Origin of the sequence: Kitasatospora sp. NPDC006697, assembly GCF_042869935.1 — a bacterium.
In the GTDB taxonomy this organism is placed as follows: Bacteria; Actinomycetota; Actinomycetes; order Streptomycetales; family Streptomycetaceae; genus Kitasatospora.
In genome coordinates this window covers 80,472-103,115 of sequence record NZ_JBIAGU010000009.1, presented here as the reverse complement: position 1 = coordinate 103,115, position 22,644 = coordinate 80,472, and the positions used below count along the sequence as shown (strand labels likewise).

General features: G+C 70.2%; 18 protein-coding genes and 1 tRNA gene. 9 read left to right on the top strand and 10 right to left on the bottom strand.

Features of this window, described 5'->3' with window-relative positions; genetic code table 11:
- Positions 1-260: 260 nt before the first annotated feature.
- Positions 261-1,565: a Fic family protein gene (locus ACFYNO_RS14670; protein ID WP_388011031.1), complete on the top strand. Its 1,305-nt coding sequence runs from the start codon at positions 261-263 to the stop codon at positions 1,563-1,565.
- A gap of 978 nt (positions 1,566-2,543) precedes the next feature.
- On the opposite strand, the gene ACFYNO_RS14665 is transcribed toward ACFYNO_RS14670, so the two are convergent.
- The 3 genes from ACFYNO_RS14665 to ACFYNO_RS14655 form a co-directional block, all read right to left on the bottom strand.
- Entirely contained in the window at positions 2,544-3,140 is a 597-nt protein-coding gene (locus ACFYNO_RS14665) for a hypothetical protein (RefSeq protein ID WP_388011028.1), read from the bottom strand.
- Complete coding sequence (locus tag ACFYNO_RS14660; RefSeq protein ID WP_388011025.1) at positions 3,140-4,111, bottom strand: ParA family protein; 972 nt, start codon at positions 4,109-4,111, stop codon at positions 3,140-3,142. The genes ACFYNO_RS14665 and ACFYNO_RS14660 overlap by 1 nt, the downstream gene beginning before the upstream one ends.
- A gap of 2,409 nt (positions 4,112-6,520) precedes the next feature.
- Positions 6,521-7,240 carry a prepilin peptidase gene (locus ACFYNO_RS14655; protein ID WP_388011021.1) on the bottom strand — a complete coding sequence of 240 codons (720 nt, stop codon included), beginning with the start codon at positions 7,238-7,240 and terminating at the stop codon, positions 6,521-6,523.
- A gap of 318 nt (positions 7,241-7,558) precedes the next feature.
- Here ACFYNO_RS14655 and ACFYNO_RS14650 point away from each other — a divergent pair, with 318 nt between their 5' ends.
- Entirely contained in the window at positions 7,559-9,097 is a 1,539-nt protein-coding gene (locus ACFYNO_RS14650) for a DUF2637 domain-containing protein (RefSeq protein ID WP_388011018.1), read from the top strand.
- Between the two features lie 189 nt (positions 9,098-9,286).
- Complete coding sequence (locus ACFYNO_RS14645; protein ID WP_388011015.1) at positions 9,287-10,237, top strand: hypothetical protein; 951 nt, start codon at positions 9,287-9,289, stop codon at positions 10,235-10,237.
- A 46-nt stretch (positions 10,238-10,283) separates the two neighbouring features.
- Here ACFYNO_RS14645 and ACFYNO_RS14640 read toward each other — a convergent pair whose 3' ends face one another.
- Both ACFYNO_RS14640 and ACFYNO_RS14635 read right to left on the bottom strand, forming a co-directional pair.
- The gene (locus ACFYNO_RS14640; RefSeq protein ID WP_388011012.1) at positions 10,284-11,510 is read right to left on the bottom strand and encodes a hypothetical protein; all 1,227 of its coding nucleotides are present in this window, start codon (positions 11,508-11,510) and stop codon (positions 10,284-10,286) included.
- 80 nt (positions 11,511-11,590) lie between these two features.
- Positions 11,591-11,746, bottom strand: a complete 156-nt coding sequence (locus ACFYNO_RS14635; protein ID WP_388011009.1) for a hypothetical protein — start codon at positions 11,744-11,746, stop codon at positions 11,591-11,593.
- A gap of 176 nt (positions 11,747-11,922) precedes the next feature.
- Here ACFYNO_RS14635 and ACFYNO_RS14630 point away from each other — a divergent pair.
- Both ACFYNO_RS14630 and ACFYNO_RS14625 read left to right on the top strand, forming a co-directional pair.
- Positions 11,923-11,996, top strand: a tRNA-Met gene (locus ACFYNO_RS14630).
- A gap of 134 nt (positions 11,997-12,130) precedes the next feature.
- Positions 12,131-12,985 carry a hypothetical protein gene (locus ACFYNO_RS14625; RefSeq protein ID WP_388011006.1) on the top strand — a complete coding sequence of 285 codons (855 nt, stop codon included), beginning with the start codon at positions 12,131-12,133 and terminating at the stop codon, positions 12,983-12,985.
- A gap of 63 nt (positions 12,986-13,048) precedes the next feature.
- On the opposite strand, the gene ACFYNO_RS14620 is transcribed toward ACFYNO_RS14625, so the two are convergent.
- Positions 13,049-13,441 carry a DUF3307 domain-containing protein gene (locus tag ACFYNO_RS14620; protein WP_388011003.1) on the bottom strand — a complete coding sequence of 131 codons (393 nt, stop codon included), beginning with the start codon at positions 13,439-13,441 and terminating at the stop codon, positions 13,049-13,051.
- A gap of 409 nt (positions 13,442-13,850) precedes the next feature.
- On the opposite strand from ACFYNO_RS14620, the gene ACFYNO_RS14615 reads away from it, so the two are divergent.
- Together ACFYNO_RS14615 and ACFYNO_RS14610 are read left to right on the top strand one after the other, a co-directional pair.
- Positions 13,851-14,375 carry a hypothetical protein gene (locus ACFYNO_RS14615; protein ID WP_388011000.1) on the top strand — a complete coding sequence of 175 codons (525 nt, stop codon included), beginning with the start codon at positions 13,851-13,853 and terminating at the stop codon, positions 14,373-14,375.
- 192 nt (positions 14,376-14,567) lie between these two features.
- Positions 14,568-16,691 carry a hypothetical protein gene (locus ACFYNO_RS14610; RefSeq protein WP_388010997.1) on the top strand — a complete coding sequence of 708 codons (2,124 nt, stop codon included), beginning with the start codon at positions 14,568-14,570 and terminating at the stop codon, positions 16,689-16,691.
- Between the two features lie 111 nt (positions 16,692-16,802).
- Here the strand turns inward: ACFYNO_RS14610 and ACFYNO_RS14605 are convergent, their stop codons facing one another.
- Together ACFYNO_RS14605 and ACFYNO_RS14600 are read right to left on the bottom strand one after the other, a co-directional pair.
- On the bottom strand, positions 16,803-17,108 hold the full coding sequence (locus tag ACFYNO_RS14605; protein ID WP_388010994.1) for a hypothetical protein: 306 nt from the start codon (positions 17,106-17,108) through the stop codon (positions 16,803-16,805).
- Between the two features lie 106 nt (positions 17,109-17,214).
- Entirely contained in the window at positions 17,215-18,735 is a 1,521-nt protein-coding gene (locus ACFYNO_RS14600) for a serine/threonine-protein kinase (RefSeq protein WP_388010990.1), read from the bottom strand.
- A gap of 328 nt (positions 18,736-19,063) precedes the next feature.
- Between ACFYNO_RS14600 and ACFYNO_RS14595 the strand changes: the two genes are divergently transcribed.
- Positions 19,064-19,837, top strand: a complete 774-nt coding sequence (locus ACFYNO_RS14595) for an SGNH/GDSL hydrolase family protein (protein WP_388010987.1) — start codon at positions 19,064-19,066, stop codon at positions 19,835-19,837.
- A 162-nt stretch (positions 19,838-19,999) separates the two neighbouring features.
- On the opposite strand, the gene ACFYNO_RS14590 is transcribed toward ACFYNO_RS14595, so the two are convergent.
- Complete coding sequence (locus ACFYNO_RS14590; protein ID WP_388010984.1) at positions 20,000-20,305, bottom strand: DUF6087 family protein; 306 nt, start codon at positions 20,303-20,305, stop codon at positions 20,000-20,002.
- Between the two features lie 213 nt (positions 20,306-20,518).
- Between ACFYNO_RS14590 and hemC the strand changes: the two genes are divergently transcribed.
- The gene (gene hemC / locus ACFYNO_RS14585; protein ID WP_388010981.1) at positions 20,519-21,460 is read left to right on the top strand and encodes a hydroxymethylbilane synthase; all 942 of its coding nucleotides are present in this window, start codon (positions 20,519-20,521) and stop codon (positions 21,458-21,460) included.
- 81 nt (positions 21,461-21,541) lie between these two features.
- Here the strand turns inward: hemC and ACFYNO_RS14580 are convergent, their stop codons facing one another.
- On the bottom strand, positions 21,542-22,435 hold the full coding sequence (locus ACFYNO_RS14580; protein ID WP_388010978.1) for a carbon-nitrogen hydrolase family protein: 894 nt from the start codon (positions 22,433-22,435) through the stop codon (positions 21,542-21,544).
- Positions 22,436-22,644: the final 209 nt, after the last annotated feature.

The following is a 22,644-nucleotide window of genomic DNA, read 5'->3' as shown; positions in this document are numbered from 1 at the left end:
GGTCGCCTTTTTCGTTCTCCCGACCACCCGCTACCGACTCGGTGACCATGGCTGTGGGCGAGGCGTTAGCGCTACTGCGGCATGGCTGTGCCTGAGGAATCGGAGAGAACTGCGAGGTCGGTGAGCCTGCCGCGAGGGCCGTGGAGGCCCCGGCCGTGGCTGCTTTAGCCCCGGCACCCTTAAGCAACACACCAAACATCACGGGCAACACACTATCCTTAAACGGATCTCGCTGAGGCTGAACCTTTGGAGCGTGTCTGGTGGCAAGGTATTCGGAGCAGCACTGGCAATCGCGGCCGGGGATGGCGGCCGGCCCGGAGGACCAGGCCGCCCGAACGTTCAGCGCGTACATGCCAGATCTGCTTCAAGGCCGATCCATCACGCTGTCCGCGGAGCTGGGCGCCGAGGTGGCTGCGGTCGACAAGCTGGTCCGCGCGTTCAATGACGCTGCTCCCACGAGCCCGCACCTGGAGTCGCTGGCGCGCTTCCTGCTTCGCTCGGAGGCCGTCGCCTCCTCTCGAATCGAAGGGGTCGTCGCATCAGCCCGAGCGATCGCACATCTGGAGATGATGCTCGCTATCCAGACCACCGACGACCCGCGGGCCCACAAGGGGATCAGTGATGGTGCCCGTGAGGTGGTGAACAACGTCCTTGCCCTGCGGAAGGCGGTGTCGCTTCTCACCGAGACCACGAGCGTCTCGGTGCAGGACATCAACGACCTCCAGGCCGCGCTGATGGTGGATACCGAGCAGGGCGAACTCTCGGGTGAACTTCGACGTGTGCAGAACTGGGTCGGCGGCAACGCCTACAGTCCTCACGGGGCCGAGTACGTGCCGCCGGCTCCAGGGGCAGTGGAAGAGCTCATGGCAGATCTGGCGGCATTCGTCTCTGAGGATCACCCGCTCCCCCTGGTCCAAGCAGCGCTCGTCCATGCACAGTTCGAGACAATCCACCCGTACACCGACGGCAACGGCCGAACCGGCCGAGCGCTGATTCACACGGTGCTTGCCAGGCAAGGGTTGGCCGTCGGCCATGTCCTGCCGATCTCGATGTCCCTCCTTGCCCACGCGCGGGAGTACATCGCTGGACTGAATGCCTACCGCTATGTGGGGGAGCCAGACAGCCCCGCAGCGGCCGCCGGCAGAGAGGTATGGATCCGCGTCTTCCTCGCGGCCACTCGTGACGCCGTCGCCGAAGCTCGGCGGTTCACTGACGAGTTGGTCCAGATGCGGAAGACCTGGGACGCGAAGCTAGCAGCTCACAGGGCAAGCCTGGGGCGGCGAGGGCAGCCTCGGAAGGGCGCGGCAGTCGTGAGGCTGATGGAGCAACTTCCTGGAGTCCCGATCGTTACAGCAAGGGCAGCGCAGTCCCTTCTCGGGGTCTCCTTCGTCTCGGCCTCAAGTGCTTTGGAAGAGCTGGCTGGTGCAGGGATTGTTCAGGTGAAGGAGGTCGAACGAGGCGCTCGGGCCTACCTGGGGACCGATGTGCTTGACCTGATCAACGGCGCGGAGCGGCGGCTGACCTACACGAAGTGGGAGCTGCCGGAGCTGGACGCCCACGTTTGATACCTGTAGTTGATCTTGGCCACATCGAAGGATGCCTGGCCCCTGTGACCCTTTCCTTTAACCGCGACAGCCGCGCGTTAAAGGAAAGGGTCACACTGCGTAGTGGGCGAATCGCACCGAGCGCCTGTGACGGAGCACCGCAGTCTGCGAGTGGTGCACGCGAGATTGCGAGACGGGTCCGTCCCCCGGCTGACCTGGAGTTCGTCCAGCGGCACGCTCGGCTACCCGCCCCCACGAACAGGGTGCCGTGCTTCGGTCTCGCAAGCTACGGTGCACCGCTGTGCCGCTGACCAGCAGGTTCTAAACGAGCACTCGCAGACTGTGGTGCTCCGTCACACCAGCGCGAGACCTTTACCCGTCGGGCTTCTCGCACCCCGGACAGTCCCACCGAGTTCTTCTCGTTCGGCCGCACGCCGAGCAACTACTAATCCCAGGACCGTTGCTGCTGGTCGCGCCAACACCATGCACGTCGAATGCAGCGGGCTGTCCATCGGCAGGACTTCGAGCTCCGGGCCTACCTGCACGAGGAGACCCATGCATCCAGTTCAGCGCAGTGCCGTGGCTGCGTGACACCTGCAGCGTGAGGTGCAGCTCTTCCTTGGCCAGACCGATCTCGTCCCGGGGCAACGCCGAAGTACCTCAGGGACGCCCTGGCGGGCGGCGCCCTCGGCCTCGGCGGCAGAGGGCACGTCCAGGCCACGCCGCCCTCCTCCACGTCGTCTGGTCGCCCGCTCAGCATGTGTGTCCTGACCCGGCTGACGGCGGCGATGCCGCTCTTGGAAGGCCATGCGGACGTGGACGGGTCGGCCTGGCGGGCGTGTCTACCGTCGCGGAGATCGCTACTCGGCCGTTCCTTCTGAGCACTCTCAGGTGGACGTGTGCTGTGGCCGGCCGTACTCGGGAAGATGCACAGGGAGACCCTCAGACAGAGGGTCTCCCTGTGGCCGGGGTCTCCCCCGCGTACTTCAGCTCCCTACATCAGGCGGGCTTGTCCGCGGTGCCGGGCAGGTGCCAGTTCAGGCTGATGGCGATCAGCTTCGACCGATCAGGAACTCCGGCGGCCTTAACGAGGCGTCGGAGCTCGTTACGCTCCTCGGGCGTCATGCGCGTGTACACCGGGTTGCTTCCCACGCCGGCATAGCGAGTCTGGCTCGCTCGGACCCCAAACCGTCGGGTTTTGGCCGGGGGCACCGCAGTCGCGACAACCTTGTCCCAGCCCTCTGAGTCAGCTGCCTCAACGGCCTCCCAGACGATCTCGAGGTTGGTGAGACCCGTCTTGTTGCGGTATGCCTTCAGGCGGCGGTCCACGGTTGGGCTGACATTGATGGTGACAGGCTTGTCGCCCGCTGCTTCCTCATCCAGCTCCTCGTCGATCGACTCAGGCGCCCGAGGCTGCGGCGCTACGCGGACCGCAGCGCCGCCACCCACGAGGTCATCGTCGGACATCTCCGGGCGCTGCTCGGTACGACGCTCCGTGGATCGCGCAGCGCTTCGCCGACCGGACAGCGCCGCAACGTTTGGCACGTTGTAGGTGTCGTCGTCACCGCTTGCTTCGGCGTTGGCGTTCTCAGTCATCAGGCGTCAGCTTCCTCTTCAATCGGACGCTCCATGATCGCTCGTACCTCCTGTGTGCGCTGGAGGATCTGCCGGCAGAGCGTCTCGTAGTCGTCGTACACGGACTGGATGGTGTCGGGCAGCTTGGCTCCGCCGGAGTACTGGTCGAAGAGCTCAACCAGTGGGTGCTCATCATCCCGGGATAGGCTCGCTACCAGCTCGCTGTGCCCAATGACTCGATCGAAGCCGTGATAGCCGCCCTTGAGGATCTTCCGAAGGTAGTCCGAAGCCTTCTTGTGGATCAGGGTTGAGTTGCGGCCGGTCGCGAACAGGATGATGCCCAGCATCGTGAGCAGCGGGTTGACTCTCCGCGCTTCGTCGAAGTGCTTCTTGATCGTCAAGGTGCCGTCGAGGGAGCCCCGATCAGTCTTCGTCGACATGACCACCCAACGGCTACACGCCAGACCCTGGCGCTGCATCACCGGGTTCTCCGGCGGGAGGTCGATCAGGATGAAGTCGTAGTCACCGGCGATCGGCAGAAGGCACTGGAGGAGCCTCAGGTCTGCGTTCTTGGTGAACTTGGACCGAAGCCTCGGGTAGACGTCGGTGACGAACTCCTCGATCTTCGGGCCGCCGACAATGAGGTCAAGACCGGGGCGGACCGGAACCGGCTTGAGTGGCGTCCCCTTGCGCAACGCTTCGACAAGAGCCTCGCCCTCGTCGAGGTACTTCTTGTCGACGCCGAACTCGTGGATCGCCAGGTTCCCCTGACCGTTGATGTCGAGGGCCAGTATGCGGGGCTCCTGTCCCAGCTTCTTCAGATACCGCATCAGCATGAGCGCGAAGTTCGCCGTCACGCTGGTTTTGCCGCTGCCGCCCTTGTCGTTCGCGAAGACGTAGACATGCCAGAGGTCCTCCCAGGGGATGTCCAGAGGCTCATCCTTGTCATACTCAGCTAGAGCGAAGCTGTAGGGGAGTACGTCCGTCGGCATTAGACTCCTAGCAGGTCAGGACATGGGTCGAGCATGGGAAGGCGGGCAGCGTGCAGGGCGTGAAGCAGAGCAGTGCAGCTGTCGCAGAACATGTTGCCACAACGATCTTCGGCCGTGCAGGCAGCCGCGCAGATACCTCTCTCGTTGTCTCCGCTGGAATGCCCCGGTGGTCGACTCCCTGCTCCATGGCGAGCATCACTCGCGGAGCCACCGCCTGCACTCCTTCAGGGTTGGACGATGGTGCACTCAGGGGTGAGCTAGAGGGTACCTCGATGGCTACGCCAAGCAGCGGGGCTGACATGCTGCCACTGGCCCTGGCTGAAGCCTTTCACCTGCGCAAACAAGCAGTGGGAGCTACTTGCACAGCTACTTGCACAGCTACTTGCACAGCTACTTGCACGGCTACTTGCACGGCTCTGGTCTATGGCAGAGGTGTGAAGGGCTGCAGCACTCGTTGCATGCATGTAGGGACACGGCAGTGCATGGCATCGTGGCAGCTCGCCGTGTGGTCAGATGCTGGGCAGTTGGAGTGCTCGCAAGCCGGTAACAGTTGGATGCCTGGAATGCGTCCTCCGAGAAGGCCCCACTGCCAGCTCTTTGCAGCGCAGGTGGGCTCGCCCGTGCGCAGGCCCAATGGAGTGCGACTGCGATGGCCTCTCTCGCCGTCAGATAGCCGTCAAGTGTCCTGCTCTGATGTCGGCTCTTTTGCTGGCCACCTCGCAAGCAACCTGCCAGACAAGATCACTTGCGACCGGCATGGTCTTGATGCGAGACGGTTGCAGAGGGGATCGCGTGTCCAGCGTGTAGTCCGACTCCATAGCCTTGGTGCTGGCTCTATTACTTCCCTCTGTGTCCCCGTTTCGCCTTGGCTTCAGTACGCCGCCATGAGTGCATCCCTCTCGTGCCAAACGGGTTGCAACCGGGTAGACGTTGAGAGCGTTCAGGTGACTGCCCTTCAAATTGGGCGCAAAGTAGCCAAGGTGCATGGCAAGTCAAGCGGCAATGTGTTGCCGAAGCTGCTGAGCCCGCCGTGTGGTTCAGTGCAGTGCAAGTTGTTGTTCGGGGTGGCGGGCTCGCTGGCTCGGCTGTCGCTCGGCTCGAAGGAGTGCTTTCGAGTCGGTCGACAGGTTGCGTGTAGGAGTGGCCTGGTGGTCGACTCATGGGTCGGTCCCCCAGGCGGCCTCTCGAGATACCTCTGGTCCAGCCTCTCGGGTGGTCTTCCGGACATCCTCTCGGTTGACCTTTCGCGCGGCTCTTGGCATGGGCACCCGACTCGTTTCTCGGCTGGTCCTGAGGGAGGACGCTGGTTCGCTCTCCCTGTTGACCTTGCGGTTGGTTTCCGGAGAGGAAACCGGGCCGGCCTCTTGAAGCGCCCCACTCGCCGCCATCGGGCAGGCACTACGAGTCTCCTTGCCCGTGGTTCAGTGCAGTGCAAGTTGTTGTTCGGGGTGGCGGGCTCGCTGGCTCGGCTGTCGCTCGGCTCGAAGGAGTGCTTTCGAGTCGGTCGACAGGTCGCGTGTAGGAGTGGCCTGGTGGTCGACTCATGGGTCGGTCCCCCAGGCGGCCTCTCGAGATACCTCTGGTCCAGCCTCTCGGGTGGTCTTCCGGACATCCTCTCGGTTGACCTTTCGCGCGGCTCTTGGCATGGGCACCCGACTCGTTTCTCGGCTGGTCCTGAGAGAGGACGCTGGTTCGCTCTCCCTGTTGACCTTGCGGTTGGTTTCCGGAGAGGAAACCGGGCCGGCCTCTTGAAGCGCCCCACTCGCCGCCATCGGGCAGGCACTGGGTGATTCCTATTGATAAGCACTCGCTTGTGCCAGGAAGCGCAGCGTGAGAATGGCATCTCGATGCGCCACATGGCGATCGAGTGGTGAGGACAGCCTGGCCATCCATTAGCGCGCTTCCATGCAGTTTGGTCAGCAGGCCCAAGGGCGGGCCAAGTTGCTGCGCCGCTAGGTCACCATCTTGCTAAACCACTGATGTGATAAATGGCACACTGCACTGCAGATCCTCGATAGGGCGGAGGCGCCGGGGTCCGATTTGCCCCTTTCGTGGGCATCCTCCAAGGCGAAAAAAGGGCCCCTGACCTGCATGTATTCGCTGTGGCGGCCTATCTCGCTCTGGCGGCTCTAACTGTCCAGGCGACTCCTGATCGGCCGCCAGAGGGGCCTTTCTGTCCCTTTGGGGATTCGTGTAGCGCCGGGAGGGTCCTCTCGGCACCGCTTTAAGGCTTCCTGTCCCGCACTTCACTGGATCCCGTGAAGCGGCAGCCGTTCTCCATCGGCGGCCGGAGCGTCGCCTCCGGCGGAATCAGGCTCCAGGACGCGTTCGTCGACAAGCACGCGGCCCTATGGCTCCCTCGGGTCTGCACGGGCCGATCGACGGTTGGAGCGGGATCCTGCCTTCGAGTCAGGTGCTCAGGGTGGAGACGGCAAGCGCTCCGATGATCATGTACGGGCCGAAGGCCAAACGGCTCTTCGTGGATGCCCGCCCGGTCAGGATCAGTGCGGGCCCGGCGACCGCGGCCAGGGCGAACCCGGCGAAGGTGCCCCAGAGTACGGCGGTCCAGCTGGACCATCCGAGGAGTGCGCCCACGGCAGGGGCGAGTTTGACGTCACCCATGCCCATGCCGGCGACGACGAGGACGAGGTAGACGGCGGTGACCGCCGCCGCCGCGGTGAGGGCGCGCCAGAAGTTGCCGGGCTCTCCTGCCAGTGCGGCTCCGCCGAGCAGTAGGAGGGTGCCGGCGGATGCGGGCAGGGTGAGGATGTCGGGGAGGCGGTGGACCTTGAGGTCGATGACCGTCAGGGCGGCTCCGCACGCGAGGAGCCAGTACTGCGCGGCACCGGCCCAGCCGCTTGCTCCGGCGGCGGCGACGGCCGCGAAGGATGCCCCGGTGAGCAGTTCGGGCAGGCCGGCGGCCGGGCCGATCTTCGAGCCGCAGGAGGAGCAGCGTCCCGTGGCTGCCTGAAGTCGGCCGCGGAGTCCGGGGGAGGGGTAGCTGGTGGCGCAGGAGGGGCACGCCGTCCGGTTCGGCTCGCCCCGGGGTACAGCGCGGGCGAAGATCAGCGGCCGGGCGGCTGCGCCTGCTGCGAGGCCGGCGAGGAGCGCGACGACGACGGTGACCATGGGCGGCATCGAGGCTCTCCAGGCGATCGGGGTGGTGAATCCAGCCAGCTGGTAGGCAGGTCTACTGAAGCGTAACGAAGGCGTCGAGCCAGCCTGCAGGCGGGCAAGATCGTGATCTTCAGTACAAATCGGCAGGTGGAACGGGGTAACGTGAGAAAAAGGGGGTGGTTCGTAGACCTCATCCCTCGTACCGTTCAAAGCCACCGGGGTGGCCTGAATGCGACGGGAGGTCGATCCGTGTCACACCCGAGGCGTTGATCGCACCTCTATGTGCGATGCGCGCCTGCGCACGGACTCGACGAGAGGGAAGTACGACCGATGACCGCTGGGTCGAGCAGCACCGTCCTTGAGCCGTCCATACCCCTGGCCCCCACCCCGGGGCGCGCCCGGGTGAAGTGGACGCGGGGCCGCAAGGCGCTGTTCGGGCTGATCGGTATCGGGTTGACCGCGGTCGCGGGTGGCGGCTTCGTCGGTTCCTACACCGCAGTGCGCACCCTTGCGGAGGAGAAGGGCTTCGGCTCGTTCTCCCAGGCCTTCCCCCTTGTGATCGACGTCGGGATCGTCGTCCTGCTCGCCCTGGACCTGGCCCTCACCTCGGTCGACCTCAAGTTCCCCCTGCTGCGGCACTTCGCTTGGGTACTGACTGCGGCGACCATCGCGTTCAACGCCGCGGCCTCGTGGCCGGACGTCCTCGGCTCGGCCATGCACGCCGTGATTCCGCTGGTCTTCATCGCCGTGATCGAGGCCCTGCGCCACGCGATCGCGAAGGCGATGTCGATCGAGCTCGACCAGCACATGGACTCCATACGGCCGTCCCGCTGGTTCCTCCAGCCGGTGGCGACCTTCTCCATCTGGCGGGACATGAAGCTCTGGGAGATCCGGTCCTACGCCCTGGCTCTGGAGCGCTACCAGGAGAAGATGCTGCTGCGGCAGGACCTGCGGGCGAAGTATGGGCGGGGCTGGCGGCGGAAGGCGAACGCCCGCGAGCTTCGGCCGCTGCGCCAGGCCCGGCTCGGCGTCGCGATCGACCGGAGCACGGTCGACATCACGGCACCAGCTGAGCGGCAGCTCGACGAGGTGCCCGCCCCGGCGGCGGTTGAAGCCGCACCACCGGTCCCGGCCGCGCCCGCTCTGGCTGCGCCTGCCGCCGTCCCGGTGAATGTGCCCGCTGCTGCCCCGCTGGCACCCGCCCCCGCGTCAGCGACACCGCCGGTCGCTGCTCCTCCCGCAGCTCCGGCTCCGGCCCCGGCCTCGGCTCCGGCCCCCGCCCCCGCCCCCGCCCCCGCGTCAGCGACACCGCCGGTCGCTGCTCCTCCCGCGGCCCCGGCCCCAGCTCCGGCCGTGACCCCGGTCGAGGCCCCGGCCGGCCCGCAGGGGCCTGAGGCGCAGGCCTCCGCAGGAGGGCCCGAGGAGCCCGGTGCCAGCCAGGAGCAGGCACCGGATGCCGAGCCGGAAGGTGGAGTGGAGGCGCCGCCTGCGGGCGAGGCGGAGGGTGCCCCGGCCGCGGAGCCGGGTGAGGCGAACGATGAGGGTGACGAGGAGGATGACGAGGCGGCCGGTGCCGGTGCGGAGGAGCCGAAGGTAAATCTGGGCGTTGCCCCGCCCGGTGAGACGAAGGTCCAGCGGGCTGAGCGGATCTACCTGGCACATCAGCTGGCGGGAGTGGAGCTCACCAAGCCGAACCTTGCCCGGTGGGCGGGCTACCAGCAGGAGGGCTCGGGCCGCACGCAGTACAACAAGCTGGAGAAGAAGCACGGGCCCATCGTGGTCCGCGAGGGAGCGGACCAGCTGGACCTGGATTGGCGGGACCCGGCGGCACCCGGCGAGGGCCTGCGACCGGCCGAGCAGGTGAGCTGAGCCCGGGGGAGGGCCTGCGCCGCCGGCGCGTCCTCTCCGGGCCGGAGACCTGTGTCCCCGGCGCGGACGGCGGCCAGAGCATCCCCGTCGGCGAGCGGAGCGGCGGGGGCCGGCGGCGATAGTCCGCCCGGCCCGCCCAGTATCGACGGGGCCGGGACGGCAGCCCGGGTGCCGCGGTTCACTGGAGGCATGCCGGGTTACAGCGCTAGCCCCGTAAAACGGGCCCGCCGCACGAAGGCCGAGGTTGAGGCCCTGCGGCTGGCGATCTGCGCGATCGCGGAAGAGGCGCGGCCGTGCAGCGTCCGGCACGTCTACTACCTCGGTGTCGGGCTCTTGTGGGACAAGGACACCGGCCACTCCCGCAAGAACTACGCGCTGGTCGTCCGCGAGCTGGGCCACCTTCGCGAGACAGGCCGACTGCCCTGGGAGTGGATCACCGACGGGACCCGCATGGTCCGGCGGGAGACGCAGTACGACACGCTCGACGACGCCCTCCAGAGGCACACGGAGAGCTACCGGCGCAACCTGTGGGCCTCCCAGAGCCGCCGCGTCGAGGTGTGGGTGGAGAGCGACTCGGTCGGCGGCGTTGTCGAGCCGGTCACCTCGGCGTGGGGCGTGGGCCTGTTCTCCTGCCGGGGCCAGTCGAGCAAGACTTTCGTCTGGGAGGCCGCGCAGCAGTACGCGCGGCAGGCCAAGCCGGTGACGGTGATCTTCTGTGGGGACTGGGACCCGACGGGCCGCTGTGTACCTCGCTCGGTGGCCGAGCGGATGCAGCGCTACGGCAACGGCGAGCTCGACCTGGCCTTCCGGCAGATCGCCATCACCGCGGACGACGTCCGCTCCGGCAGCCTCGCCACCCACGACGTCAACACCCGCGATGTCAACTACGCCCGCTACCGCGAGGAGTGCCTGCGCGAGGGCCTGGACCCGAACAGCTCGGTCGAGGTCGAGGCCCTGCGCCCCGGGGTGCTGCGGGATCGGCTCTCGCAGGAGATCGAGGGCCTGGTGGACGACATCCGGCAGTGGAACATCGAATTCAGGGCCGAAGCCGCGGACCGGGAACTGCTGCGGGCCCTGCAAGGGGTGGCGAGGAGGATCGTTCGGGGGGAGCCGGCCGTCGAAGACGATCGGGACGAGTAGCCCTGGCGGGTGCGGCAGACGTTCGGCGGCCTGAGTGGCGGACGGGTCAGTCCATCAGGGCGGTGGCGTCGTCCAGGCGCCTTTGCAGTGCCGCCGCCGTGTTCGTCAGCTTGTCCTGCTCGGCCCGGAGCCTGGCGAGGTTCTGCTGCTCGGCGTGGTGGCGGTCGGTGGCCCGGGCGTGCGCGGCGGCGAGCCGGAGAAGATCAATGTCGGGGCGCTGGGTGTAGCGGGCGGCCAGGGCGCGGACCACGGCCCACCAGCGGTGGTAGGTGGCCGCCGGGACGGGCTGGGTGGCGGCGGTGTCAGCCCGGGAGGGACGGGGGAGTGTCGGCGGGGAGGACGGGGTGATGGGCGCCGTGCTGGAGTGGTCCCAGCCCCCGCGCAGCCGGATGCCGTTGACGACCGGCTCGTCGCTGCGGCCGTCGGCGCCGCTGATGCCGTACTGCACGCTGACGCCGGTGGGGACGGGGTCGGAGCTGTGCAAGTACGGGCCGATGACGACGCCGGCGGACAGCCGGGGCCCGTCGACCCGGTAGGTGACGGTGCCGGGCGGCTCGTTGACCGCACTCTCGCGCACCAGCGCCGTGCCGAGCGCCTGGCCGTGCTCGTCGGTGTAGGCGAGTCGCGTGACGCCTGCCGGCGCGTTGGGCGGCGGTGGGGGAGCGGCGGCCAGCTCCTCCAGGCGCAGCAGGCGGTCCTGGTGCAGGCGCAGGCGTTCTCGGACGGTGTGGAGGTCGGCTTCGGCCGTGGCCAGGGCGGTGCGGGCGGCGCGGACTGCGGTGGGGGCCGCGAGGCGTGCGGCGGCCTGCACCAGGTCGTTCCGGTCGTCACGGGCCTGCCAGTGCTGGAGGACGGCCAGGACGACGTCCTCCAGGAGGGCCGCCGCGTGCTCGGGAACCCGTCGCGTGGTGTGGTGCTCGCCGAGGACGACGGTTTCCACGAGGACGGCGCGCGGGTCCGGAAGACGGTCGGGGGCCGGGCAGGTCGCGGCTCCGTGTACGCGCACGCGGTGGACGACCGGTTCGTCCGGGCGCGGCCGGTAGGGGTGTACGGGTGGTTCGCCGTCGCCGAAGCTGACCCGTACGCCGGCGGGGAGGAGTTCGTCGGCGACGGCGAACGGGCGGACCAGGAGGACTCCGCGGAGGTGGCGGGTGTGGACGGCGTAGCGCACGGTGCCGGCCTGCGGGGAGATGGTGGCCGAGACGGACAGGACGCCGCCTCGGGGGAGGGGGAGCGTGATCTGTTCGGGCTCGGTCGGGGGTGGGGGAGGCACAGGCGTTCTCCGGGAGGTGGTGGTCTGGGGCCGTGGCCGGCGGCGGCATGGGCCACGGAATGGGGCTGAGGGTCAGGTGGTCAGGGGCCGGGGCGGGGTTCGTCGGCTGCGAGGTCCTGTGCGGCTTCGCGGAGCCACTCGCGTTTCTCGCGGGCGCGTTCGGTCCCGTGGTGCAGTTCCTTGGGGTTGTGCCCGGGACAGCAGTAGTCCCGGCGCTCGCCCCGACGGGTCATCATGACGGCCATGGTCGCGCCTCATTGGGATGGGTACGGGCTGGCTGGCCCGATCGGAAGGGGCTCAAACTATACACGGAATCATGGAGTTAAGAAATTAATTTGGGATGGGGGCGGCACGCCGCCGGAAAAGCAGTGCAGCGCGCCGGACGCGATGGCGTAGGGTGAGTGAACACCGACGCGGGGTGGAGCAGCTCGGTAGCTCGCTGGGCTCATAACCCAGAGGTCGCAGGTTCAAATCCTGTCCCCGCTACTTCGCAGTGGCCCCGGCGCATCCCCCCCGCGCCGGGGCCACTGCCGTTCCCGGGCGCGGCGGCCGGACCGCCCTCCGGCGGCAGCGGCCGGGGTATCACGGGCCGGAGCCCGCGGGCCTTCACAATGGTGGGTGTGAACGACGGCGCGGGCGAGTACCAGAGCGGGGCCGCGGCCCTGGTCCCAGGCGCCGAGGCGCTGCTCGTCCACCCCGTCCCGGTCCCCGGCCCGCAGCATCGACGACAGCCTCCGGCCCCCGCTGCACCCTCTCCAGCCGCTGCACCCGCTTCCGCCGGCCCCGGCGGCCCGACTCGGCCGTCCGGCCGCCGTCCGGCGGGCAGCCGGGTCCGCCACGGGCAGCCGTCCTGCGCCGACTACGGCTGCACCCGACCCGTCTGCCTGGCCGCCGCCCGCAAGGCGCGCCGCGAGCGCGACGTCGAACGCGCGGCCGGCCGCCGCGGCCGCGTGGACGCCGGCCCCGTCGCCCGCTACGCAGCCGCCCTGCGCGAGCGCGGCATGTCCGCGCAGGACATCGCCGGCGCCTCCGGCGTCGCCGTGACCTTGATCCGCCGCCTCCTCAAGCCGCCGCCGTTCCACCCTCCTCAGGTCTCCCAGGTCACCGCCGACGCAGTGCTGGGCGTACTGCTGCCACCGAAGGAGCGCCCAGCGCCGCTGGCCGGCCGCGGCCAGGTCGACGCGGCCCCGGCCTCCGGCCTGCTCGTCGAGCTCGCCGAACGGGGCTGGCCGGCCCGCCGACTCGCCAAGGGGCTGTGCGTCAACCCCCGTACCGTCGCTTCCATCCGCGACGGCCACTACGCCCGCCTCAGCATCTCCGTCGACCAGCGGATCCGTGCCCTGCACGCCGCGCTGCTGCCCCTCGACCCCGTCGCCGCCGGAGTGCGCCGCGGCGACGCCGCCCGGGTCCGCACCTGGGCACAACGGCGCCGGCAGACGCCCCCGACGCCGAGACCCGACCTGCGCGCGGCGTGAGCGGCCCGTGCCTGCTGTGGCCCGGCGGGTCGCGGCGCGCTGATCGGCGCCGGGCCGGGGGAGTCAGCCCCACCAGGTGAGCGCGCACCCGTTGATGGCCAGGTGCACGGTGTTGTCGGCCACGACGACAAGGGCGTTCGCCAGGCCGGCCGGGGTGGCGACGGAGGAGCCGTGATTCCTGTGCACGTCCGCCCACGCCACCCGGCGGCCGGCGGGAGCGATCAGGTTCCGGGCCCACACCAAGTACTTCGCCGCACGGTAGCGATCGAGAACGACATGCGTCACAACGATCACCGTGAGCGCGATCGGAGACCGGGTGAACAGTAGGAACGGCAATCCGTAGGTGGCACCGTGCACGATCGCCGGCCACCAACGCCTGGTCTTCTCCACCGCCATCCAGTCCGACTGCAGTACGAAATCCCCGATGAGGTGAGCCAGCAAGGCGTCGAGCAGCATCAGCCGGCCACCGCCGCGAGCCGCGCGAGGCGACGGCGGGGCGGACAAGGCGGCCACCCGGGCGGCACGAGGTTGCGGGTGCCGGCAGGCGCGGCGGCCCAACTGACCGCGGGCATGATGGAGTTTCGGACATGGTTCAACTAAGCCTCCAAGGAAGGGGGTTGACTTCACATCAGCGTGACAAAGAAGACGTTCGCGGCGTATGCCGTTCCCGCTCACGCCTGAGGGCTTACGTGTGCTATCGCGCGCGGATACGGATGCTCGTCAGGCCGAGACCGACAGAGAAATCTTCGTGAGCCGTCGGGGAGCCGGAGCCGGTGCTTGGTGACCTCATCGAGCCCGACCCCGATCGCGCCTGTTTGTCTGATATCTGCCTCAGGGGTGCGCGAGCGATGGGAGGCTGGCCGACATGAGCACCGATGCGATGCGGGACGGCTACTTCCACGGCCGGGTCGGAGAGGCACCGCCGATGCCCGCCAAGGCGTCCGCGATCACCTTCTCCCTGGACGGGACCACGACGATCGTCGGCCTGGCGGTACAGAGCCCGCCGTTGGAGGTAATGGGCCGTGACGGCTCCCACCTGGGATCGCTCGAACTCCTCCAGATGGCAGGCTTCGTGAGCTTGGACGCCGACCTTGCGGCAGCACAGGCGGCAGGGCAGGGCTGGAGCGTGACGTGCGACCCCGATACCGGCTGGACCGACGTACGGACAGCCGACGGGGAGCTCTTCTCCTCCGTGACGATCCCCCTTCTCGCGAGCGACGAAGGGGAGCAGTGGCGAGCCGAGGCCATCGCCCAGGGCACCCTGCCGGTGATCACGGGGCCCGGAGTGTCCGTGGACCTGGCCACCGGAGGAGTGGAGATGGACATCGACCAGGCGCTCTGGCTGTTCGCGGACTTCCAGGACGGAGCGGTGCCTGGTGAGGGCGCCTGACCGGCCGCCGCCACGCCGCTCAGCAGCGGCCTTCGGTGCGCGACCGCCTGCCGCACGGCTGTGGCGTAGCGAGCCGCCTCGACCGAGCCGCCGCACGGCACCGAGCCGACGTCCTGGTCTCCGGCCGTCACACGGGGACGCGGTTCGACACCTCTATCGGATAGCACCCAGCCATCCGATATGGAGGACCCGTTGTCCCTCAGTGAAATCGCAGAGCTCGCCTGCCGTGACATCAACGCCCTGTACGAGCCCGACCCGGACCGTCCAGCTCCCGGCCCGGGCGCGCTGCGCTCCTGGGCGACCGGGGAGAGCGAGCACGAGGCGCACCTCGAACTCGAGACGGTCACCGGGGCCGAACTGATCCCCGTTCCCGCCCGGGCCCAGATGGAAGGCGAGGCCCAGGTCTTCGCCGCACTCCTCGGCGCCTACGGCCGTCACCGCCCGGCCGTCACCGGCGGCCCGTTCGGCATCCTCGGCGTCATCCCCCGCCCCGCAGAGCTTGTGATCCGCGTCGACGCCGGGCAGCTTCACCACTGGGCCCGCGCCCTCGCCCACGCTCCCGTACCAGGCGCAGGCGGCGTTCCCCTCCTGCGCTGGGCCACCAGCGGCGAAGACACCCTGCTCACCCTGCCCGGCATGCGCATCGTCCTCGCCCACACCGGCCAGGACGCCTGGCACAAGGCCCTGAGCGCGCTCACCGCCCCGGGCGAAGACCACCGGCTGCCCGAAGCCGGGACGCCGGCCCTCCCCGACGAGCACGAGCACCGCGACCACACCCTCGCCCGCCTTGACGCCCTCGTGCCGCAGCTGTCGGCCACACTGCGCCGCGTCGGCCTGCTGCGCACCGTGGCGGCACGCTGCGGAACCCTCGAACTCCTGGTCACCGAGCACGACGGCCACCGCTACCTCGTCGACGCCTCGGGCGACTCGGCCAGCGTGATCCCGCTGTGGCAGTCCCTGTCGGCGCCGCTGGAGCTGTGGCCGGGCGCAGCCGGAGACAGCCCGACGCGGCACGTCGACCCGCGCGCAGCCGTGATCCGCGCCGCGCAGATCGGCGGTGGCTGGGACCCGTTCACCAAGCAGCCCTGGGACACTGACGCCGCACAGGCGCTGTGCCGGCTGGCCGGCCTTCAACCACACCCACTGACCTTGCAGGCCGCCGAGGCGGCCCTGACCGCCGCGGAGAAGGTCCTGCCGGATCCCCGCTTCGCGTCGCTCTTCGACGGCGCGGGCTGGAGCGGCAACTGCCGGCGCCACGAGGAAGGCGGCACCGCGCACGAGTCCTCCCGCCCAGCACTGCCGCCCGGCGCCGAGGACTTCCTCGACTGCCAGGACGAAGACCTGCGCTCCCTGGGCGAACTCGTCCGCGCCGACGACCTGGACTACTACCGCGGCTCCGACGGCGAGCTGGAGGTCGACCCCATGGCCTGGGGCCTGGAGACGCACGTCGAGCTGCTGGACTGGGCGCTCGCCGCCTCCACCGCCGTCGGCCCGCCGCTGGACGATATGGACCGGCAGTCCTCGCTGCGCACACCCGCCGGAGTCCTGTACCTCGAACTCCACGACAGCGGCGGAACCCACAGCTACACGGTCCAGGTGATCTCCGGCGAGTTCGCCGAGGAGGAGTACACGGTGGAGTGGGCGGGCCAGGCCGCGCCCTCCACCGGGGCCGCCGCGCTCATGGCCCAGCACGCGGCCATCGAAGCCGGCCCCGCCATGCGGCACCGGCGCGACGGCCGCAAGTACCGGCTCCTCCTGCCCCAGGAGGTCGCCGACACTGCCGAGCCGACCATCGCCGAGCTGCTCATCGCGTCCGCCCCGCACCGGGGCCTGACCTTCTTCGGCATGGTGGAGGGCCTGATCCGCGTCTCGGGACGCCTCTTCACGTCGTCGAGCCCCAGCGCGGGCCACTGGAAGCGCCCCGGCACACACCCTGAGGACACCCAGGACTACCTCCACTCCATGAGCGCATATGTCAACGAGTGGTGCGGCATGCCCAGTACGCACGAGGGAGAGGCCGCCAACACGGCCTCGGTGGACAGCCCCACCTACCGCCGGCACCTGGCCGCTCATCGAGCGGCCCTCGACCCGTTCGTCACCTGCTACCTCGCCGCCGCCGAGGAGGCCGAGGGCGAGCTCGACCTGAACGACCGGCACCGCGCCGGCGTCCAGGCGCTGCGCCAGGCCGACCCGGCTCTTCTCGCGGCACAGCACCCCTGGCCCGTCTCCCCGCACTTGCTGGAGCTGGTCGCCTCCATTCCGCTGGATCTCTACGAGGTCCGCGACTGGTACGACGCCTTCTGCGAGCTCGAGTAGGAGTTCCTTCGGCCGGCCGATGCCGCAGGGGCCGAGGGCCTGTGTCCACGGTGAGGCTGTGGTGCGGCACCGGCATCCGGTGCCGCACCACGGCCTCCATCCTCGCGTGGGTCAGGCCAGCACTGTCAGGTCGAGGTCGACGCTGACCGCGCAGTGGTCGGACGTCTCGTCGTCGACCGGCTGCCGGTGGACCTGGTAGCTGGTCACCGCCGAGGCCAGCGCCGGGCTGGTGAGGATGAGGTCCTGGCGGCGGGGCACGTCGCCGGGACCGAACGCGGCCGTGGGGACCTCGGCCATCTCGCAGGCGAGGGCCGCGTCGACGAAGCCGCTGCGGGCCAGCAGCTCCACCGCGTTGCGATCGCCGGCCTCGGCCTCACCGGGGAGCCGGAGATGGCCGTTGAGCAGATGCGGCGCCATCACCCGCCAGTCGGGCGCGGGCGGGCCCCTTCGGCGGGCGGCAGACGTGCCCGCCGCCCGGCAAATCTACTGCGCTACGCGCCCCGGCGTCCCCGGAACGAGCAGCTCACCGGTGCTGCGGGCGCGGGCGCTGCGACGGCAGCAGAGCCGCGACGGCCAGGCTGCTCACCACCCAGGCACCGGCCCCGGCCGCGAGAGCGGCCGCGACTGGCCCGTGAGCGGCGGAGGCGGTCAGCGCGCAGCCGACGGCCCCGCTGAGCAGCCCGGCGGTGGAGGCGAGTTCGGCCTCCGGCCCGCCTCGGCGCAGCAGCTGTTCGACCAGGGCCCGCACGCCGGCCGCGCCCGCCACGAGCACCGGCCCGGTCACCGTTGCGACCAGCACCGCCATCCACCACGTCAGCGTGCTCCACCCCAGCAGCACCACCATCGTGACCGTGGCGATGAGCATCGCGGCGAACACCGCGACGACGCTGCCCTGCCCGCCTTGCTGGCCGTGGACGGCCTCGTGCCGCTCCTCCAGGCGCGAGCCGGCCGCGACGCAGCCGCCGGCCACCAGTCCCAGCACGGTGCTCGCCGGGCCGGGGAGGGCGGTGAACATCGCCAGCTGGCCGCCGATCAGGAGACAGGTCAGCGCTCCGGCTCGCCACGGCGCCGACCGCCCGGGCGCGGCGGCCGCGCGGCCGGAGTCCGTGGAGACCTTCCTGACGACGGGCGGCCGGGCTTGGGCCGCGCGCACCGTCGGCAGCCGGTCCACGGGTACCGCGACGGTCTCGACCGGCACGGTGACCGGTGCGGTGGAGGCCCGTACGGCGGCTGTCCGAAGACGCCGGGCAACATCCGCCGCGTCCGCGGGCCGGTGCTGGGGGTCTTTGTGCAGCAGCTGCGCCACCAGGTGCTCGAGTTCGGTGGGCACCTCGGGCCGGTGGGAGCGAACCGGGGCCGGGGCCTGGTGCAGGTGCTGGGCCAGCACCGGCCACCCGCTGCCGGGGAACGGCGGTGCGCCGGTCAGCAGCTCGTACAGCAGACACCCCAGCGAGTACAGGTCGCTGCGGGCGTCGATCACTGCGTCGGCGCGGGCCTGCTCCGGGGACATGTACGACGGGGTGCCGATCACCGCGCCGGTCCCGGTCAGGGGATGGCCAGCCGCGTCGGCCCGACGGGCGATCCCGAAGTCGCAGACCTTCACCCGCCCGTCGGCGGTGATCAGGATGTTCGCGGGCTTGATGTCGCGGTGCACCAGGCCGGCGGCGTGGGCGGCCTGCAGGCCGCGGCAGATCTGCTCTCCCCAGGCCACGACGTCGCCGATCGTCGGCAGGCCGTCGGCCAGAAGCCGGTTGAGCGGCTGCCCGTCGACCAGTTCCATCACCAGGTAGACGACCCGGCGTCCGGCCACCTGGGCCTCCCCGACGTCGTGGACGGCCACGACGTGCGGATCGCTCAGGGCGGCCGCGGCCCGGGCCTCGCCCTCCAGGCGCCGTACCAGCTCCTCGTCCTCCGGGCTCAGCAGTACCTTGACGGCCACCTGGCGACCGAGCCGCTCGTCCACCGCCCGCCAGACCTCCCCCATCCCGCCGGCGCCGAGAAGGTCGACCAACCGGTACCGGCCCGCCAGCGTGGTGCCGTGCATGTCGCCCTCCTCCTGGCCGGCCCCGCAGGGCGGTCCGCACTGCGCCGGCCAGGTGCCGGCGTCCGGGTGAGCCTACGAAAACACCTCCGGAGCCCCGCCCGGACCAGGAGCAGTACCCCTCCGACGGACAGTCATGACGGTGCCGGACGCTTCCGGCCGCCGCGTGCCGACAGCGGCCTTCACCGGCCCGGAGTGCCGTCAACGTCGCCAGGGTGACGCCGCCACGTTCGGGAAATGCCCGGGTACACCGGGCCGACCTGTCCTAGCCTGGTGATCATCTGGACTTCGGGGGTGAGCGATCATGAGTGACCAATTGCCACACCAGGTCATGCCGACCGGTGCCAGTCAGCGCCACCGCACCCTGACCGTGGGCTTCTTCGGCACCTCGATCATGGAACACCTGGAGGCCTTCAACGCCGGGATGGTGAACCAGGGCGATCTGCCCGCAGTCGGCTCCACGGTCACTGTCGAGGGGTGGCGCCGGCGCGGTTGGGTCCACCGCCTTGCTCTGTCCCTGCGCGCCGCCTGGCCGCACGTCGGCTTCGAGATCCGCAATCACGGGCAGGGCGGCGCCACGAGCCGCGACATCGCCGGCATCGTCGAACGCGACCAGGCCACCGGCGCCGACTACGACCTCGTCTTCCTCGGCTGCGGCATCAACGACGTGTGGAGGCGCTTCCAGAACCGGCTGTCGGAGGCGGTCGACCTCGACGAGTACACCCAGCACCTCGAAGGGATGCTCGGCGGCCTCGGCTCCACCCGTACGACCATCGTCATGTCGGAGACGCCGTTCGGTCCCCTCGAGAGTCCCGGCGTTGTGGCCGCCATGAACGCCGAGCTCGCCCGCTACAACAAGGCCGCCCGCGCGGCCGCCGCCGCGCACGGCGCGCTGTTCCTGGACGTGTGGGCCCCCTTCACCGCAGCCGCCCGACACCTCGCACCCGCCGACGGCGATAACCCGGTCGGGCTCTGGAGCGACGGGGTGCACCTGACCGAGCTGGGCGACACCCTGCTGCTCCAGCAGGTCGAACGGCTCCTCGCGGAGCATCGGATCATCGACAGGCTCCTCGACTCCCCGCTTCCGGACCGAGGCAGCGCGTAGGCCCACCGGGTGTTCGGCGCCGGCCAGCCAGCCAGTTCACGAACCGCTGGGGCGTCCGGCGCTGCCCGGCCTGGCCGCGGCTGCCGACCTGGGAAGCATGACGCCGGGACCTGGAATGGTGACAGCGGCTTCGTCCCGCCCGGCGGCCGGGGCTTCCTGCCGTCAGGTGGGGATCTTGCGGTGTCGGCCGGTCCCCGGCCCCAGCGGGTTGAAGCCGGGCACCGGCACCGCGACGGCCGCGTCGAGCGTGGAGACGGCGCGGCAAGCGGCGGCGTAGTCGTCGGCCACCAAGACGGGTTGCCAGCTGTGCCCGTCCCACTCCTCGACGATCCGGGGGGTCTGCGGATTGACGTGCGAGCCCCGGGTCGGGCCGGTTTGCAGGCTGACGACGCGGCGCTCGCCGATCGGGCGGCGCTTCGCCTCCCGGCGCGCGTACCAGGCGCTCAAGGGCTCCTCGTCGTCTGGCATCCCTGCTCCCAACGTCGCTCGCTTCAGCCGGACCGCGCCACGGACCCTACCCAAGGCCCACTCCAACGGCCATCGAGCACCTGTTCCCCGGTCCGCCCGAAGCGGCAACGCCCCCGTCCAGGAAGCCGGTTGTCCCCGACGCGCTGTCGGAAAGCACCACCGCTCCGGCCGGGTACCGTGAAGCTCACATCTCGTCAGATTCCGGGAGCCGGTGTGCCCATCCTTGTCGGGTCGCGGGGCAGCGACCTCGCCCGTACCCAGGTCCGCCAGTACCTGGACCTACTCGCCCCGCTCTGCCCCGGCGTCGAGTTCAAGCGCCGGGTGATCACGGAGGCGGGCGACCGCGACCGCGTCTCACTCCTTGCCGATGTCGCCGGGCGCAGCGCCGGAGGCGCGTTCTCCAGCCGCCTGGAGGCGGCCCTGGCCGCCGGCGAGATCGACGTCGCGGTCCACTCCCTGAAAGACCTGCCGACCAGCATGCCGCCCGGCCTGGTGCTGCTGGCCCCGCCAGGGCGGGAGGCGGTGGAAGACGCCCTGTGCGGCTCGACGCTGGCCGAGCTGCCGGACGGCGCCCGGGTCGGCACCGGAGCCCCCCGCCGGGCCGCGCTGCTCCGGGCCGTGCGACCGGACCTGGAGCTGGTGCCGATCCGCGGCAACGTCCCCGGGCGACTGGCGGCCCTCAAGGGCCGCAACCGGGTGCACGCCGTCGTCCTCGCGGTCGCGGGCCTGCGACGGCTGGACCTGGAGGAGCACATCACCGAGGTGCTGCCGCTGGACCTGTTCCCCGCCTCGCCCGGCCAGGGCGCTCTGGGCATCCAGATCCGCAGCGGCCAGCATGAGCTGAGGACGCTACTCGAACGGGCCGCCGACCATGCGGTTCACGCGGCGGTGCGGGCCGAGCGGAGCATGCTCGCCGAACTCCACGGCGGGTGCAGCGTCCCGGTGGGCGCCTACGTGACCCAGGAGCCGGAAGGCCGACTGCGCCTCACCGGGCAGGTCGTGTCCCTGAACGGAACCGTCCGGCTCACCGCTGCCTCCACCGGCAGTGCCGACGATCCGGAGAAGCTCGGCGGGGCGGTCGCACAGGAACTCCTCGACCAGGGGGCCCGGGACATCCTCGCGGCGATCCGCCCCGCGGCCGCCGGCGCACGGTAGGCCCCTCAAGGGGCAGACCACCGTGCTCCGGCCTGACACCGAAGGCTCTGGCGGGTCAGGCGCGGGGCGCTCTCAGAAGGCTCAGAAGGCCGTGCGGATGTCGCTGCGCGGATCCCCGGTCACCAGCCGGTCTTCGTAGAGCCCGTCCTGCGCCAGCCGGCGCCAGGGCCGGGCGTATCGAAGGGCCACGTCGATGTCCGGGTCGGCCGAGTCGAGGTCGATGTCCGCGACCGCCAGGGCGGGTTGCCCATCGGCGGGGCACTGCGCCAGCCACCGGCCGCCGGGCGCCACGATCCCGGACGGCACCGTGGCGCTGAACTGCGCCGGGACGGCGTAGCCCAGCCAGTAGCTGTACAGCGTCCCGTAGGCCTGGGCGACGCGGGCCCTCGGAGCATCGTCGACCATCACCGAGAGCAGGACGCAGTCGACATCCAAGCGTTCGTACTCGGCGAAGAGCGGCGGAAAGTTCGCCTCGACGCACAGAGCGCAGCCGATGCGGATGCCGTCCACCTCGAAGATCACAGGCTCGCGCCCCGGGGTGTACAGGTAGGAGACCTCGGTGTTCGACAGGAACCGCTTGTCGTACCGCGCGACCAGTTCGCCGCGGTCGGAGACGACGAAGAGGCTGTTGTGGGGCCGGTTCGGCGGGGTGAGTGGGTGGAGCGACCCGAACGCCGTCCACAGCCGCAGATCCCCTGCCAGCGCGGCGATCGACTCGGCCTCCTCGCGCATGACGTCCCAGGCAGCCCGGCTCCAGTCGGCCGGGACCAGCTTTCCGTCCGGGCCGGCCGCCATCACGTGCTTGCTCGGATAAGTGATCGCCCCCTCGGGGAACTGCACCAGCCGCGCACCCGCCCCGGCGGCCTCGGTCATCAGGGCCCGGATCTCCTGCCCCGCCGCCCGCAGCGCGCCGCGGTCTGTGGGGTCCTCCGGAACGGTGCTCTGCGCGACGGCCAGTCGCAATGTCCTCGCCATGGCGCGGAAGCTACGGGATCCCCACCGCCACGGTCCGAAGCTCCGACCGAACCGGCCGGATCCGCACAGGTTCTGTCCGGTTCGCCGACCGCGCGCGGTGCACCGGTGCCGACCCCAACCGTCGCGGCAGAGCGAGGAGGCCGGTCCGGCGCTGCGCCTGGTCGCGGCCCGCGCGGGCCGATGTTCAGGGCAGGAGACCCGGCGCCCGC